The following is a 15,637-nucleotide window of genomic DNA, read 5'->3' as shown; positions in this document are numbered from 1 at the left end:
TGTTTGCCGGCTCTGGGAGCTGTCCCCAGTTTTTCTTTTTTGTCGATTGTGTGTTGGTTGGTGTCGTCGTTGTTGTCGCAAACTCCGTCCCGCGGTGCGTGCCCGCTGGGAGGCCGGTTACGTGCTGCCGCCCTGGTTGTGGCGGCCCTTGCCGCAGGCTGCGCCGAATCGCCGACCACCCCTCCGCCGCCCGCCGTCACCTCCGCCACCGTCCCGGGCACCACCGTCACACTCGGCGCCGGCGGGCGGGCGGGGGATACGGCACCCCCCGGACAGTCACCGACTTCCCCCACCCGGTCACCTGACCCGGCGGACACCCCGGCGCCGTCGACGGCCGGGCAGCCGTCGACGACCGCCCGCGGCGGGGATGCCGCGACAGCCGCCCGCATCGCCGGGGTCAACCCGCTGCCGCCCGGTTTTTCCGACTTTGTGGGATCCTCCGGGCTGGGGTCGACCGGCCCGCAGATCAGCCTGCCCGCCGACAGGCGGGCCAGAATCGCCTCCCTGATGATGGTCGGGGTGGCCAACTACGATGATGCGCTCTGGGCACTCAACCAGGGGGCGGGCGGCATTTTCATCGGCTCGTTCACCGATCCGGCGCTGCTGGTGGAACCGGGGCGTGACATCGCTGCCCTGCACCGGGCGGTCGGCCGCCCCTTCCAGGTGGCCATCGACGCCGAAGGCGGGCGGGTCTCCCGGCACCCGGGACTGGTCGGGCAGCTGCCCTCGGCGCGGGTGATGGCGCAAACCATGAGCCCGCAGCAGGTGGAGGCGGCCGCCTACGACCTGGGCGCGAAACTGCGCTCACTGGGGATCACCGTCGATTTCGCGCCGGTGGCCGATATTGACGGCGGCCCGGCCGGGCGGGTCATCGGCGACCGGAGTTTTTCCCCCGACCCCGTCACCGCCGGAATCTATGCCGCGGCGTTTTCCCGCGGGCTGGCTGCCGCCGGGGTGACCCCGGTGGTCAAACACTTCCCCGGCCACGGCCGGGCCGCCGGTGACAGTCACACCGGGCAGGTATTCACCCCGCCGGCCAAGGAACTGGCGGATGTGGATCTTGTCGCCTTCACCGAGCCGCTGCGGGTGGCTGCCACCGGGGCGATGATCGGCCACATGACGGTGCCGGGCTTGGGCGATGACGGGGTTCCCGCCACCTTCAACCCGGCGGTCTACCAGCTGCTGCGGGGCGGGGCCTACCGTGGCGGGGCGCCCTTTGACGGGGTGATCTACACCGATGACCTGTCGGGAATGAAAGCCATCAGCGACACCACGCCGCTGCCGGAGGCAGTGCTCAGATCCCTCACAGCCGGGGCCGATGTCGCCCTGTGGATCAGTACCCGCGGCCTGGTGGAGGCCATCGACCACGTCGACCGGGCCGTCGCCGAGGGACGCTACAGCGAACAAGCCCTCAACCGGGCGGCCGCCCGGGTTGCCGCGCAGCGGCGGTGACCATGCCATCCCCCAGCATGTCGGCGGCGGAGCAGGAAAAAGCACCACAGCCCGACAAAACCACCAACCACACCCCGGCCGGACAAGAGGGGGGCCATGTCACCGCCGCCGGGCGAGAGTCCAATAGGCTTGAGAAACTGTGACAGAACACGAACCGAACCAGCAGCCGCATCCCAGCCAGGGGGGAGCGATCACCTCCCGGGTGTGGGCCGCTGTCCTGCTGCTTTTTCTGCTGGCGTTTGCCGCCCTGTGGTCGACGACCTATCTGGCCACCCGCGGCCGGGTGCCCACCGGGGTGTCGGTGGCCGGGGTCGATATCTCCGGGATGACCACCGGCAACGCCCGCACCACCCTGCAGGAACAATTGGGCGAGCAGGTCATTGAACCTTTTGAGGTGCATGCCGGACCCCTGACCGCCACCGTTGACCCGCTGCAGGCCGGGCTGACCGCCAACTGGTTCGAAACGGTCAAAGGTGCCGGAGTATCGTCGGGAAACCCGTTCAGCCTGGCGGCCGGACTCTTCGGCAGCAGACACGTCAACCTGCCGGTGGCCAGTGACGTTGACGAGGAGAAACTCCAGGCTACTCTGGTGCAGCTGGAAAAACAGCTGTCCCGGCAGCCCGTCGACGGCTATGTCGACATTGAAAACGGGGAAGTCCGCATCACCGAATCCCAGACCGGCATCGGGGTGGACCCGGCCGAGCTGCACTACGCGATCACCGCCGACTGGCTTTCCCCTGGACCGGTGACCGTGGAACCGGTTGTCACCGATCCCGCCATCACCCAGGACGCAGTGGACGAAGCCGCGTCCCGGGCGCGCAGCGCCGTGTCGGCGAACCTGGTGGCCCAGGGCAAAGGTGGGCAGGGACTCATCCCCACCGACCGGATGGGGGAGATCGTCGTCTTCGAGCCGAAACAGCACCGCCTGGTGCCCGCCATCAACAACGAGCTGGTCACCGAACTTTTGGCGGAAGGCCTCGACCGCACCGCCCAGGAACCGGTGAATGCGAAAGTGAAATTCGTCGGCGGCACCCCGTCGGTGGTGCCCGCCCAGAAAGGCCGCACCGTCGACTGGGAGAAAACCCTCACAGACTTTCCCGACCGGCTGTTCGGTAAAAAACCGAAAACCTGGGACGCCGTTTACGAGGAAACCGACGCCGAGTTTTCCACCGAAGACGCCGAGAAACTCAGCTTCGACGACACCCTGGGGCAGGCCAGTGAACAGGGCGGCACCCATGCCTCCAGTGTCAATGCCAGGAAAATCGCCGAGATCGTCGACGGATCGGTGGTCAACCCCGGTGAACGTTTCAGTCTGGCGGCCACCGTCGGGCCGCGGGGACCGTCAGCCGGATTCATCGCCACCACCGACACCGACGATGATGCCGGCTACGGCACCTTCGCCACCGCCATGTACAAAGCGGCCCTGCTGGCCGGTATGACCGATTTCACCCGCAGCCCCCACGCCCACTACAACGACCTCTACGAAGCGGGACTGGATGCCACCGTCGCCCCCGGCAGAGGGGATCTGGCTTTCACCAACTCCGGGGACACCCCGGTGGTGATTCTGGCGCGCTCAACCGGATCCCGGGTGGTGGTGACCTTCAAGGGCGTGAAAACAGTTAAGGTGACCATCGACCCCGGTGAGATCACCGACAAAGTCACAGCCCCGACAACCACCAGCGACGATCCGGATTGTTCCCCGCGCCGCGGACGCGACGGATTCACCACCTCGTTTACCAGGAAGATTGAAAACCTGTCCGGCACCGTCATCAAGCGGGAAAAAGTCACCACCGTCTACCCGCCGTCCCCAGAGATCAGATGCGTGGAAAAACAGCAGCCCGACCGCCGGCCGGACGACGATGATCGCCCCCAGCGCCCGGGCAATGACACCGAACCCGGCCTGGCCGATGTTCTTGACGTCCTGACCGGCAACTAGCCGGTGCAGCGACAAAAACCACCACCCGCGCACCCACAGGCTCGCGGTGGTGGTTTTTCGGCCAACCCGGCAGATACGGCACAACCCCGGCACATATGATGTGCCGGGGTTGGACTGATTCGGTTACTGCTTCATGGTGCCGCGGCTTCGCCGCAGCGGGCTGATCCCGTAGGTGTCCACACCGGGGATTTGGCTGTGCCGTTGGGCGACCGTGTCGATCGCCCGCGCGAAAATATCCTGGGGAGCTATATCCATCGCCATGCAGATTTCGATGAACTCATCGACGGTGGGCGATTTTTCTCCCCGGAAATACTGGCTCAGCTGGCTCGTTGAAATCGCCGTCAGCTCAGCAATGCGGCGCTGACGCAGATTGCGCGCGGCAAGAGCGCTGCGCAGCTGCGCGGCGATCTCCAGCCCGTAAGTGTCGGGTTTGCGTCTCGGATGTCCAGCCATGCCTCATATTCTAGAGGAATAGTCGACTGAAAAAAGGGCGGGTGCAGAGGGCGGGGGAAATTGAAAAGCTCAGCGGAACAAAAGTAGTCCCTTTGCAGGTCTGTGTTCGCAGCTTATTTCTAATCGGCGAAAAGGCATAGTTGACCAGCGTGAACGTCAGTATTTGCGATGAGTATTTTATCTGATAATTTCCAAAAAGGTTATAAAGATCATTTAATTGGTTCTTTTTTTAGCGCCGGAAAAAAGATACTTTCTGGATCAAAAGAGCAAACATGATAACCCCCATTTTTTGTAATCTAATAATGAACGGTCTGTCATTTTTATCTGGCAGGACCCTCGGGGGCGCCGCACCCATGGGGGCGGCTGGGGCGGGCTGTGGCGCAATACGCCTGTTTAGCAGCCCTTATTTAGTGGCGGACGTCCGCAGTTGAAATCCTTGGTCGGTAGTTGGCCGGTTGACTGCACATCCGGACCGACGTGATCGGGTAGCAACGGACCTGCAATCCGGGGGATGTGCGGTGTTTGCCGGGCTGGCCAATGGCATCCGGGCCGGCGGTTCGGCGGGTCGGAAATGTTCCGGATGAATGATCATTGATCTGCTCGTGAAAATGTTTTATCTGCCGCAATGAGGTCGCCCGCTATTTTTTACCGCGGTCGCATATGGGGTGACGGGGCCGGAAAAAGACTGTGTTGACTGATCGGGCTGGCCTTAGTGAGGGAATTGGAGGTGGGGGTGGACGGGGGGTGTTTTTGGTGCGGGTGGAGGTGTGCGGCGGATCCCGGTGCGTCTTCGTCGCCCGGGGCAGCCTGTCGTTCCCTCTCGTCCGCCGGTCGGCCGGGTCGCTGATGGTGCCATTGTCTCCGGTCAGCGGTGGCAGGGATGGTGCTGGGGCATGCCGCGGGGGAGTGGGCGAGGGGAGCCTTGGCGCGGCATGGGCGGCAGGTGGTTGGGCCGGTCACGGGCACTGTTTGTTGTCGGAGCTCCCCCGCCCCGGCGGACTTGATGGGTATGCCTTGCAGTGATGATGTGATTATTGGTGGGGTCAGTGCGGCGGCCCGGCGGTAATCGCTGCCGGAGGGGCGACGGTCCGGGTGGTGTGTACACGCCCGGCAGGCCGCCCCGGTTATTTTCCTTTTTGCCGCACTTTTCCCGGGTGTGTGCGCCGTGTATGTCCCGCCGCCGGGTGCCCCCGTCGCTATTTCGGGGCCGGTTTCAGGGGTTGTTTTTGCCCACATTTTGCCCACATTTTTGCCCACAAGCGCCCACAAACGCCCACAAACGCCCACATTCCCACCCCCGGGGAAGGAATGACAAACCCCCGCTGACCTGCTAAAATGCTGGTCAGCGGGGGTGAATCAAAAAGAGTGGAGCCGATGACGGGAATCGAACCCGCGCTACCTGCTTGGGAAGCAGGAGTTCTGCCATTGAACTACATCGGCATGTGCCCGCAATGCGGTGTACCCGGTGATTATAGCACTGGTTTCGGGGGCTGGTTCAAACCGTCGTCTGGCCAGGGCGTTAGTCGGTGACAACAAGATTGGCGGTGTTGTCGATGATGTAGCGGCAGTTTTTCGCCTCACCGGTGCCGGTGGCCCGGCCCTGGAGCACACCGCCCAGTGCTTCGATGGTGTGTCTTCCCGGACGGTTTGTTTCGGCGCAGTCAATCGCCACCCGGGCACTGCCGTAGTGGCCCATGCGCAGCAGCGTCTCCCGCAAAATGACCCGGGTGTGGCCGTGGCCGCGGAGATCTTCGGTGGTGGTTACGGTGATAAAGCCCGGTCTGGATTCTTTGTCGCCCGGTGGGCCGGGGCGGCAGGACAACCGGGCGCAGAGGCGTGCCCCGGCCCATGCCACAAGGGTTTCTTCCGGTTGTCCGCCGGAGCGTCCCATCCCGACGGTGTGCCGGGCCACGGTGGTGAGATAGTCGGTGAATTCACCGTTGGTGGGGTCGGGAAGGCCGGTGCCGGCACCGCTGCCGGTGTGGCGGATGAACTCTGTCAGCTCGGTTTTATCGCGGCGGTGCGGGGGCCGCAGGATAATCTGCGGGACTCGCGGCATGGTGGCACTGGGTCTGGTCGGTATCCGGAAGCGGAGAATCTCCCGCCTGTGCACCGGGTCACTGATCCTGTCGAGCGGCTTGCCGCCGCAGGCGGTGATGGTGGCACGGCTGGCGGTGTTGGTACTGTCACAGGTCACCAGGGCATCGGGAACACCGGCCTGGTAGAGGCGTTGGACTGCCGTCCGGCACAGGACGGTGGCAATGCCGCGGCGCCGGAACTGCGGCAGAACCCCGTAGCCGATATGCCCGCCGTAGCGCCTGAGATAACCGTTCAAGGCGTAGCGGATGCTGACCGCCCCGGCAGCGGCACCGTCACGGGTGGCGATGAGCAGCTCCCCGCGGACCCGTGACGGGCGCAGGTTCAAGCCGGTGGCTTCTTCGCCGAGGACGCGCAGAAATTCCCGCGGATCATCCCCCGGGTTGAATCCGATGCTGAAATCATGGCCCGGGCCGGTGAAACAGGCGAGACTCGACAGATCTTCCATGCTTGGCGGGGCGAGACTGACGATCGGCACACTTACCGAGTCTAATCATGGTTCCCCGGCGGCAGGCGGTGTTGGTGCAGCAGGTGGGACCCGTGGGTGGATACACCACCGCCCGGCGGGGCGGTGGTGGTGTGCGGGAAAGCAACAACCGGATGCCTCATCGCCGGGCGGTGTGTGCAGCAGGGGTGTTGTCACAGTTTGATCGGCGGGTGCAGCCGCTTCATCGTCCAGGTGCGGTCACGCCAGGCACCCAGGGCGGTCAGGGAGATCGACAGGGCGATGACAATCAGCACCGCGATAATCGACTGGGGCAGCCGCTCGTCCAGGTTGCCGTAGATCAGCTGGCGGAACCCGTCGACGGAATAGGTCATGGGGTTGATCGGGTGCAGCCAGGTGAAAATTTTCGGTTCGGTTTCCGTCGGGTACAGCCCGCCCGACGACAGGATTTGCAGCATCAGCAAAGCCATGGCGGCGACTTTGCCGGGGCCGGGGCCGAGCAGCACGTTGAGGAACTGGTTGACGGCGGTGAACATGATCGACACCAGCACACAGAAAGCCCACAGGGCCACCGGGTAGCTGGCTTGCAGGCCCACTCCCCACAAGGTGACGGCCACAATGGCGGTGGCCTGGAAGGTGGCGATCAGCGCCCCGGGCAAAAACCCGTCGAGTGCGGCCCGCAGCGGGGCGACGCCGCTGGCCACCGCCCGGTTTTGCAGCGGCTGCAACAGCAGGAAGATGATCAGCCCGCCGATGAACATGGCCAGGGAGAAAAAGAAGGGGGCAAGACCGGCGCCGAAGGTGTTGTTGCCGGCTTCGTTGGTGTTGACCATGCGCACCGGACCGCCGAGAACCTCAGCGACCTGTTCGCGCTGCGCGGTGGTCCACTGCGGGGTCTGGCCGGCCCCGTCAGCCAGTTTCGTCGACAATTCATCGAGTCCGGCTTCCAGTTTCACCGACCCGTCGAGCAGCTCATCCAGGCCGACGGTCAGTTTCGCCCCGCCTTCGGCCAGCGGCTGGGTGCCCTCGGTTTTCAGGCGGCTGGCGCCGTCGGCCAACTGGTGGGCGCCGTCATTGAGTCTGTTCACCCCGTCGGTGAGCTGTCCCAGCTGGCCGGGAAGCTGTCCGGTTCCGGCATGCAGCTGGTCGAATCCGGAGCGGAAAGGGGCGTGGGGGTCGGCCAACTGGTAGGCCATCTGTCCGGTACCTGCGGCCAGTTCGTGGATTTTCGCCGTCAGCGGGGAATCGGGTCCCAGCGCCGACATGTCGACGGTACGGGCCGCCTGGTCAATCTGGTCGGCCAGCCGGTGGGCGTTCGGATCCGGCAGCGTCCGCAGCTGGGCGGCGATGCGGTGCAGATCACCGGAGACGCCGGCCTGTGCCGCACCGACCTGGTCGGTTTGGTTTTTCAGTTGCTGCACACCGTTGTTGATGGCGGTGGCACCATCAGCCAGCTGGTTGATTCCGCCGGCCAGCTGATCGACCCCGTGGGTCATCTGCGTGAGTTTGCCGGTGGCTTCGTCGACTTTGCTGGCCAGCTGCCTGGTGCCGTCGGCCAGCTGGCCGGCCCCCTGCTGCAGTTGCCCGACTTTGTCATCCAGGGTGGTTAAACCGTCGGAGAGTCTGGCGGCCCCGGCATCGGCGTCCACCAGGCCGTCACGCAGCCGCACCGAGCCGTCGTGCAGCTTGCCCGCCCCGTCGCTGGCTTTGGTCAGCCCGTCCCCGGCCGATTCAATGCCCACCAGAACTTTGTCGATGGCCTGGGTGCCGATCTCGTTGGAGATCACCGGCACCATGGTGCGCAGCACATTCTGCCCGATCAGGGTTGACAGGTAGCCGTTGGCGTCGTTGTAGATGGTTTCAATGACCGCTTTGTGCGGATTGTCGGTGGTGGGGGAGACCACGGCCGCGGAGAAATCCTCGGGAAGTTCGACGACGAAATAGTATTTGCCGTCCTTGACCCCGTCGAGGGCCTCCTGCTTGGAGACATAGTCGAAGTGGACTTCGGTGTTCTGTTTGAGTTTGTCCACCACGCCGTCCCCGGCGTTGAAGGGGGCGCCGTCAACGGTGGCGCCCTTATCAGAGTTGACGAAGGCGATGGGAAGCTTGTCGACCTCGCCGAAAGGATCCCAGAAAGCCCACAGGTACAGCGCCGAATACATCAGCGGAATCAGGCTGATCGCGATCAGTGCGATTCTGCCCAAAGTGGAGCGGTGGAACCGGCGCAGTTCCGTGCCCAGCGTCAGGCCGGCGATCATAGGTGAAGCTCCTTTGGCAGCAGTGCCGGATCGGGGTGCTCCCCGGGGTTGGCGGGAAGCAGGTGGCCGGCATCGGTGAACAGTTCGATCAGCGTGTAGTCGGGGACGAGGAATTCCGGCAGCGGGTTGACCGCGTTGACCACCACCGGAATCTCTTCGGCCAGGCGGGCCAGGATATTCATCAAAATCACCCGGTCGGTGAATTCGTGGACCTGCTCCAGATCATCCATCACCAGCATGCCGATCTCGTTGCCGTCGGCCGGCCGCAGCGCCAGGGCGATACGGATCAGATACCTGTCCAGGCCCGATATTTGGGAGACATAGGCGTCCAGGGGCGGCAGGTCCCGCTGCCCGTAGACCTTGGCGCACAGCGACTCGTAGTATTCCTGGTCGGCTTTTTTCACCCACTTGATCCACGGGGTGCCCCAGGCGCGGTGCTCGGTGACAATGGTGCGCAGCCGCACATCCCGGTCGATGAGGTCAATGTCATCGACCCCGGCGATGGCGACCCGCCGCCGGATCTGGCTGCGCCGGGTCATGCCCAGCACCGTCAATTCCCCGGTATTGGGCCGCATCCGCCCGGAGATCGTCAATGCCAGGGCGGTTCGGCCCGATCCGCCGCGGCCGGTGAGAATCGTCAGACCGGTGCCCGGGATGGTCACATCCAGTGGCCCGTAGACCGGTCCTTCATCACCTGTGACGGCGATGCCGCGGGCAATGACCGCCGGGGGGATATCGGGTTCTTCCTCCACGGCATGGGAGGTGGTGATCTGTTCTGCCGCGACCACCGCCCCGGCCGGTGAATCATGGTGGACCGTCTTCCCTCCGGCGGCATGATGATCCATCTCGTGGGCGTTGAGGGGGTGTTCATGGGCGCCGGGCGGGGCCGGATCAACGGCAGGGTGCTTCCCGCCGGTGTCACCGGTTGCCCGCGGGGCAGTGTCCCGGGGTGGTGTGTGATCGTTGTCGGACATCATTTCTTCCTGCAACCATGGTTGGTGCATGCAGCCTGCAGCGGAATGGTTGTCCCTTCCCCGGTATAGGGGCAGGGGTGTGGTCTTGTCTCCCACGGGTTGTCGGCTATGGACTGTCATGTGCGGAAAAAGCCGCGTGTGGGGTGGGTCGGTGGTGTGCGCTTTTTTCTCCTGTGTACCCGCTGCTGCGGGAGGATGACAGGACGCACCGGATTCCCCGCTGCCGGTGGCGGTTGAGTCGGGGATACGATGCACCAACCATAACCCAAGCGGAGGGTTAACTTCCACTTAAGGGTAAATCCGCACCACAGGGCAGGTGTTGCCCTGTTTTGGCGGGGGTCGGTGTGGGTGGTGTGCATACCGTGTTCCACGACGTTGGGCGCCTGCCGGTGGGGCAACCGGGTGGCTCCCGGGCGGTGAACTGCCACTACACTGGGGTGCTGTGCTGCTTAGTGACCGTGATATCCGCCGCAAAATCGGCGCCAAAGATCTTGTGATCGAACCCTTCGATGCCGAGCTGATTCAGCCCTCCAGCATTGATGTGCGCCTGGACTGCCTGTTTCGGGTGTTCAACAATTCCCGCTACACCCATATTGATCCGCGGGAAAAACAGGAGGAGCTGACCTCGCTGGTCGAGGTCGCCGACGGGGAGCCGTTTATCCTGCATCCGGGCGAATTCGTGCTGGGGGCGACGTTGGAATGCTTCACCCTGCCCGCCGATCTGGCCGGTCGGCTGGAGGGCAAATCATCGCTGGGCCGGCTGGGGCTTTTGACCCACTCCACCGCCGGTTTCATCGACCCCGGTTTCACCGGGCACATCACCCTGGAACTGTCGAATACGGCGAATCTGCCGATCGCGTTGTGGCCGGGGATGAAAGTCGGCCAGCTGGCGCTGTTTAAGATGACCTCCCCCGCCGAGGTGCCCTACGGTTCAGCGGCGCTGGGGTCGAAATACCAGGGCCAGCGCGGCCCCACCCCGTCGAAGGCCTACCTGAATTTCCGTTCCTGATAAAAGGACCGCGGCCTGCCTGCTCCCCCGGGGGGTTACCCGTTGGCTGTGACCTGTATTGCGGTGGCCCGATATTCGGTACTGTCAATGGATGACGGGTCGGGTTATTGACCGCCCCGTTCACTCCGGCAGGACCGATAACGGGCAGGAGACCTAGCATGTGCCGGCCGCACCGCAGACGACAGACCCTTGTGCTGCTCGGCGCCCTGGCGCTGGTGGCCACCGGCTGCGCCGGAAATAGCGGGCACGATGCACCGGATGGGGCCGCCAGCTCTTCTGCCGCGGCCGCCTATGTGCCCACCACCCCGGCCACTTCCCCGACCGGGGACACCACCGCCCCGGCGACACCGTCCGCACCGAAAAAAACCACCGCCGGCAGCAGCACTGCGGCAGCTGGGCCGGCGGTGACGGTGGCCTCCTGCGGGCCGGATGAAACAGCCGTGATTGCCGCGGTGTGGGCCAGGGCACTGGACAACAACGGGTTCACCGTCACCGATGCGGGGGTGATGAACAACCGCGAGGAATGCCTGGCGAAACTTGCCGCCGGCGAGATTTCGCTCATCCCCGACTACTCCTCCTCGCTGGCCCGCTATTTGAGCCGCACCCACGGCGATGAGCCGCTGCCGGACGGGGCCACCGGCAAACAGGCGATGGGCACGTTGAAAAAGAACCTGCCCGCCGGGCTTGCGCTGGGTAAACAGCTTCCCGCCCCGGTAGCCCCCGTATTCGCGGTCACCAAGCAATTCGCCCGCGCCCACCACCTGGAAACACTCGCTGACCTGAGAAAGCTCGACAGCTTCCTGCTGGCGGTCAACGCCTGCACGGCCGATGACAATATCGACATCGACGCGGTTGCCGCCCACTACGGCATCGACCCCGGTGCGGTGACAGTGGTTGCCGGATCTGAGTGCAACCCCACCGGCCCGGTGCAGATGATCAGCGAAGGCAAGGCCGATGTGGCGGAAATATTTACCACCACCCCGCCCCTGGATGATGCCGGCCGCCCGGTTGATCTGGTCTACCTGAAAGACCCGGACAAGCAGATCCCCACCGAGGGCATTGTGCCGGTGATGTACGGCAAAGCCATCAACGGGGACGCCCGGGGACTGCTGGCCACCCTGAACAAGTTCCTCGACACCGACACCCTGGTGGAACTCAACACCGCCACCGTCGGGGAGCAGGCGGTGCCGCTGGACGATATTGCCGTGGCATTTATCGCCCACCATCCCGTCGGTACCGGGCGCTGACGGGCCGGGGGCAAATATCCGGCCCCACCGTCGTGCGTCCCGCACGGCGCACCCCGCCCCCGGAAGGGGGAATGACAGTGGGGACACGTGCCGCGTCATACAATGTAGAACTGTTGAAAACAATTGTCATTGCCGGTGGGATGTGCGGGATGATGGCGGCTGACTGTGGTGCAAATCGGCCTAATACGGGAAATGGGCACATGTGCATCCGCAATATCGGGGGTGACGGTGGGGTTGTTGTGGGGTGTTGTGCATTCCGTTGGTGAAGCCCGCGTAAAAACAGGCCACCCGTGGGGGTGTCAGCTGCTGCTTTGCCGGGCCGACAGGACCATGCCAGAGGCTGGTTTCTTTTCCGCCACGCTGTGTTTACCCGCCGGTGCTTTATTGGCTCACGCGCGGGGCTGACACACCAGAAGCCCGCACCGCCGCCCGGTGGTCCTGCCGCTCCCGCGCATCCATTCCCGCTTCCCCGCTTCCCCGCTTCCCCGCGGCACCGCAGCACCAGCTGTTGTCCGGCAGTGCCCCCGCGCCCACGGTGGTGCCGCAGAAAAGAGTTGACGCTAAGTGTTTTCCCCGAAAAGACATCTGCCCCGCGAGGTGACGGCGCTTGTTGCCGCCGCGCTGATTGCCGGTACCCCGACCATCGCCGCCGCCGCCCCCGCCATCGACCCGGCCGATACCTCCCCGGTACTGAAATACAACGGACCCGCCACCTGCAAGACCCGCGACGGGCAGGGACATGTTGTTGCCCCCGGACCCGGTGCCTGCGCCCAGTACGGAACCGTCGGGGAACAGCGCAGCGACACCAAGGCCCGCAACGTTATTTTGGTGATCGGTGACGGCATGGGCCAGCAGGAAATCACCGCCGCCAGAAACTATCTCAAAGGCGCGGCCGGACGCTTCGAGGGGTTGGACAGCTTCACCGCCACCGGCGCCTACACCCATCACTCCATCAACCAGGACGGCTCGTTCAACTACGTCACCGACTCGGCTGCTTCTGCCACCGCCTGGTCGACCGGCACCAAAACCTACAACGGCGCCATCGGCGTCGACCTGCTCGGTAACCCGGTGATGACCCTTCTGGAGAAAGCCAAAAAAGCCGGGATGCGCACCGGCAATGTGACGACCTCCGAAATTCAGGACGCCACCCCGGCCGGTGCGGCAACCCATGCGCTGAACCGCAAATGCTACGGCCCGCAGGCAGAAGACAACGCCACAACCTGCCGGGGGGAAGCCTTCGACAAGCAGTACCGCGACAACGGTGGGCTGGGCAGCATCGAAGAACAGATGATTGACCTGCGCCCCGATGTCACCCTGGGCGGCGGGGCGAAGCACTTCCAGCAGGAAGTGAAATTCGACGGTGTGGCCACCACCGCCTTCACTGGCCCGGGGGCGAAGTGGACGGCCGGGAAAACCGTGCTCGACAACGCCAAAGACAATGGCTTCCAGGTGGTCACCACCGCCGACGAGCTGGCCAGGGTCGACAAAGCCGACCAGGAGCAGCCGCTTCTGGGGCTGTTCCACGACAAAAACATGACCACCCGTTTCGCCGATTTCCACGCCACCCCCGGAGGGGCGAAGGAAAAACCGGCGTCCTGTGAAAAACAGGACACCGGCACCGAACCCGAACTTGCCGCCATGGCTGAGAAAGCCATCGAGCTGCTCGACGACCCGGATGCCGACACAGGCTTTTTCCTGCAGGTCGAATCAGCCTCGATCGACAAACGGGCCCATGCCGCCGACGGCTGCGGCATGATCGGCGAGGTCGAGCGTTTGGACGAAACCGTTCAAGCCGCCCTCGACTTCGCCCGCCGGGACGGCAACACCCTGGTGATGGTCACCGCCGACCACGCCCATTCCACCGAAATCATCTACGACGGGGTGGATTCGGTGTCAGCCACCCAACATTTGGCAACAGGTGAGGGCAACGGCATGACACTGGCCTACGGCACCATCCCCGCCGACCAAGCCGGCGACACATCCCAGCAGCACAACGGCAGTCAGCTGCGGGTGGCCGCTTTCGGACCCGGCGCGGAAAACATCATCGGCCAGATCGACCAGACCGACATGTTCTTCGTCATGGCCAACGCCCTGGGGCTGAACGATCTGCCGCAGGTGGATCCTTCCCCGACGGCACAGCTGACCGCTTCGGCACGGGCGGTTGATGTCTCCGAAGACAAGCGGGCACAGCCCGCCGATGCCCTGTCGACCTGCTACAAAGTCGGCAACGCCGGGTTTGTGTCCGGGCCCGGTGACTGCGCCCAGTTCGGCAAAGACGGCCAGGGCCTGGATGATGCGAAAGCCAAAAACGTCATCATCTTCGTCGGCGACGGCATGGGGGATTCGGAAATCACGTCCGCCCGCGACTACCTCACAGGCGCCAACGGGCGGCTGACCGGTATCGACCAGCTGCCGTTTACCGGCTACTACACCACCTTCGCCCTGGATGAGAAGGTCGGCGGCCCGAACTACGTCACCGATTCCGCGGCCTCCGCCACCGGCTGGGCATCGGGAACGAAAACCTACAACGGCGGTGTGGGCATCACAGTCGACGGAACCCCAGTCCCGAACCTGATTGAACTGGCCAAAGCCAAGGGAATGAAAACCGGCAATGTGACGACGGCTGAAATCCAGGACGCCACCCCGGCGGTCATGGGGTCACACGCGCTGAACCGCAAGTGCTACGGCCCGGAGGAAGACAAAAACAAAAAGACCTGCCAGGGTGAGGCTTTCCGCGGCCAGTACCGGGAAAACGGTGGCCTGGGCTCGATCATGGAGCAGCTGATTGACACCCGCGCCGATGTCACCTTCGGTGGTGGCGCCAGCTACTTCGAGCAGATTGTGCAGGTCGACGGCGACTGGAACGGGCACCGCTGGACCAAAGGTGATTCGGTTCTCGACAACGCCAAAAACCAGGGATTTACCGTGGTCACCGATATCGACGGCATGAACGCGGTCGACAAAGCCGACCAGGACACCCCGGTGCTGGGGCTTTTCGCCGAGAAAAACATGCCCCGGCTGTTCGCCCCCTCGATTCCCACTCTGACCGGCGCGAAAGCACCGGCGGTAACCTGTGAGAAAAACCCCGAATTCACCGACTCGGTGCCGCCGCTGGCGGCCATGACCGCCAAAGCACTGGATCTTCTCGACAACGACAGGGGTTTTCTGCTGCAGGTCGAATCCGCCTCGATCGACAAAGCCGACCATGAGGCCGATGCCTGCGGGCAGATCGGTGAGGCCTGGCAGCTCGACCGGGCGATCGCCTACGCCAAACAGTGGGCGATCGACCACGGCGATGACACCCTGATCATCGTCACCGCCGACCACGCCCACACCTCCCAGGTGGTGGCCAACGGCAAACTCACCGCCGGACGGACCATCAACCTGGCCACCGCCGACGGGGACACGCTGACCATGAACTATGCGACAGCACCGTCCAACGACGACGAGAAAGCCCTGGGGTCGCAAACCCACACCGGCGCCCAGCTGCGGGTGGCCGCCTACGGTCCGGGCGCGGCCAATGTGGTCGGCCAGATCGACCAGACCGATGTCCACTACGTCATCGCCAACGCGCTGGGTCTCTACGACAATGATCCGGCCATCGACCTGTCACCGCAGTGGGGCAAAAAAGCCGCCGCCGCAGACACCGGCGGCAACCGGTTGCTGGTCGTCGGTATTCTCATCGCGGTGCTTGTGCTGGTCGGCCTGGTGGCTTTCCTGGCCACCCGGCGCCGCACCCGCACCGGGCACTAAGACACCACTGCCC

10 protein-coding genes and 1 tRNA gene are annotated in these 15,637 nt (G+C 64.3%); 6 read left to right on the top strand and 5 right to left on the bottom strand.

The features are described from left to right. Positions 1–138 precede the first annotated feature (138 nt). From JZY06_RS11470 to JZY06_RS11460, 3 genes are read left to right on the top strand one after another with little or no spacing between them, the layout of a single operon-like run. Positions 139–1,452 carry a glycoside hydrolase family 3 N-terminal domain-containing protein gene (locus tag JZY06_RS11470; protein ID WP_330617277.1) on the top strand — a complete coding sequence of 438 codons (1,314 nt, stop codon included), beginning with the start codon at positions 139–141 and terminating at the stop codon, positions 1,450–1,452. Positions 1,453–1,454: 2 nt separating this feature from the next. After that, positions 1,455–1,595 carry a hypothetical protein gene (locus JZY06_RS11465; RefSeq protein WP_207279689.1) on the top strand — a complete coding sequence of 47 codons (141 nt, stop codon included), beginning with the start codon at positions 1,455–1,457 and terminating at the stop codon, positions 1,593–1,595. Continuing rightward, complete coding sequence (locus JZY06_RS11460; RefSeq protein ID WP_207279688.1) at positions 1,592–3,388, top strand: peptidoglycan binding domain-containing protein; 1,797 nt, start codon at positions 1,592–1,594, stop codon at positions 3,386–3,388. The genes JZY06_RS11465 and JZY06_RS11460 overlap by 4 nt, the downstream gene beginning before the upstream one ends. 123 nt (positions 3,389–3,511) lie before the next feature. On the opposite strand, the gene JZY06_RS11455 is transcribed toward JZY06_RS11460, so the two are convergent. The 5 genes from JZY06_RS11455 to JZY06_RS11435 all read right to left on the bottom strand — a co-directional run bounded on the left by JZY06_RS11455 (position 3,512) and on the right by JZY06_RS11435 (position 9,615). Next, entirely contained in the window at positions 3,512–3,841 is a 330-nt protein-coding gene (locus JZY06_RS11455; RefSeq protein WP_207279687.1) for a helix-turn-helix domain-containing protein, read from the bottom strand. 1,366 nt (positions 3,842–5,207) lie between these two features. Then, positions 5,208–5,281: transfer RNA gene (locus JZY06_RS11450), tRNA-Gly, on the bottom strand. 79 nt (positions 5,282–5,360) lie between these two features. After that, complete coding sequence (locus JZY06_RS11445; protein ID WP_207279686.1) at positions 5,361–6,416, bottom strand: GNAT family N-acetyltransferase; 1,056 nt, start codon at positions 6,414–6,416, stop codon at positions 5,361–5,363. A gap of 161 nt (positions 6,417–6,577) precedes the next feature. Next, positions 6,578–8,641 carry a YhgE/Pip domain-containing protein gene (locus tag JZY06_RS11440; RefSeq protein WP_207279685.1) on the bottom strand — a complete coding sequence of 688 codons (2,064 nt, stop codon included), beginning with the start codon at positions 8,639–8,641 and terminating at the stop codon, positions 6,578–6,580. Next, entirely contained in the window at positions 8,638–9,615 is a 978-nt protein-coding gene (locus JZY06_RS11435; RefSeq protein WP_242516958.1) for an ATP-binding cassette domain-containing protein, read from the bottom strand. The genes JZY06_RS11440 and JZY06_RS11435 overlap by 4 nt, the downstream gene beginning before the upstream one ends. A gap of 442 nt (positions 9,616–10,057) precedes the next feature. Here JZY06_RS11435 and dcd point away from each other — a divergent pair, with 442 nt between their 5' ends. The 3 genes from dcd (at position 10,058) to phoA (ending at position 15,624) form a co-directional block, all read left to right on the top strand. Beyond that, complete coding sequence (gene dcd, locus JZY06_RS11430; RefSeq protein ID WP_207279684.1) at positions 10,058–10,624, top strand: dCTP deaminase; 567 nt, start codon at positions 10,058–10,060, stop codon at positions 10,622–10,624. 158 nt (positions 10,625–10,782) lie between these two features. Then, complete coding sequence (locus tag JZY06_RS11425; protein ID WP_207279683.1) at positions 10,783–11,871, top strand: glycine betaine ABC transporter substrate-binding protein; 1,089 nt, start codon at positions 10,783–10,785, stop codon at positions 11,869–11,871. Between the two features lie 564 nt (positions 11,872–12,435). Then, positions 12,436–15,624 carry an alkaline phosphatase gene (gene phoA / locus JZY06_RS11420; protein WP_330617276.1) on the top strand — a complete coding sequence of 1,063 codons (3,189 nt, stop codon included), beginning with the start codon at positions 12,436–12,438 and terminating at the stop codon, positions 15,622–15,624. Positions 15,625–15,637 lie beyond the last annotated feature (13 nt).

It is taken from the genome of Corynebacterium mendelii (assembly GCF_017307055.1).
Classification (GTDB): domain Bacteria; phylum Actinomycetota; class Actinomycetes; order Mycobacteriales; family Mycobacteriaceae; genus Corynebacterium; species Corynebacterium mendelii.
Note: the sequence above shows the minus strand (reverse complement) of the source record. Positions and strands in the feature narration are given on the sequence as shown.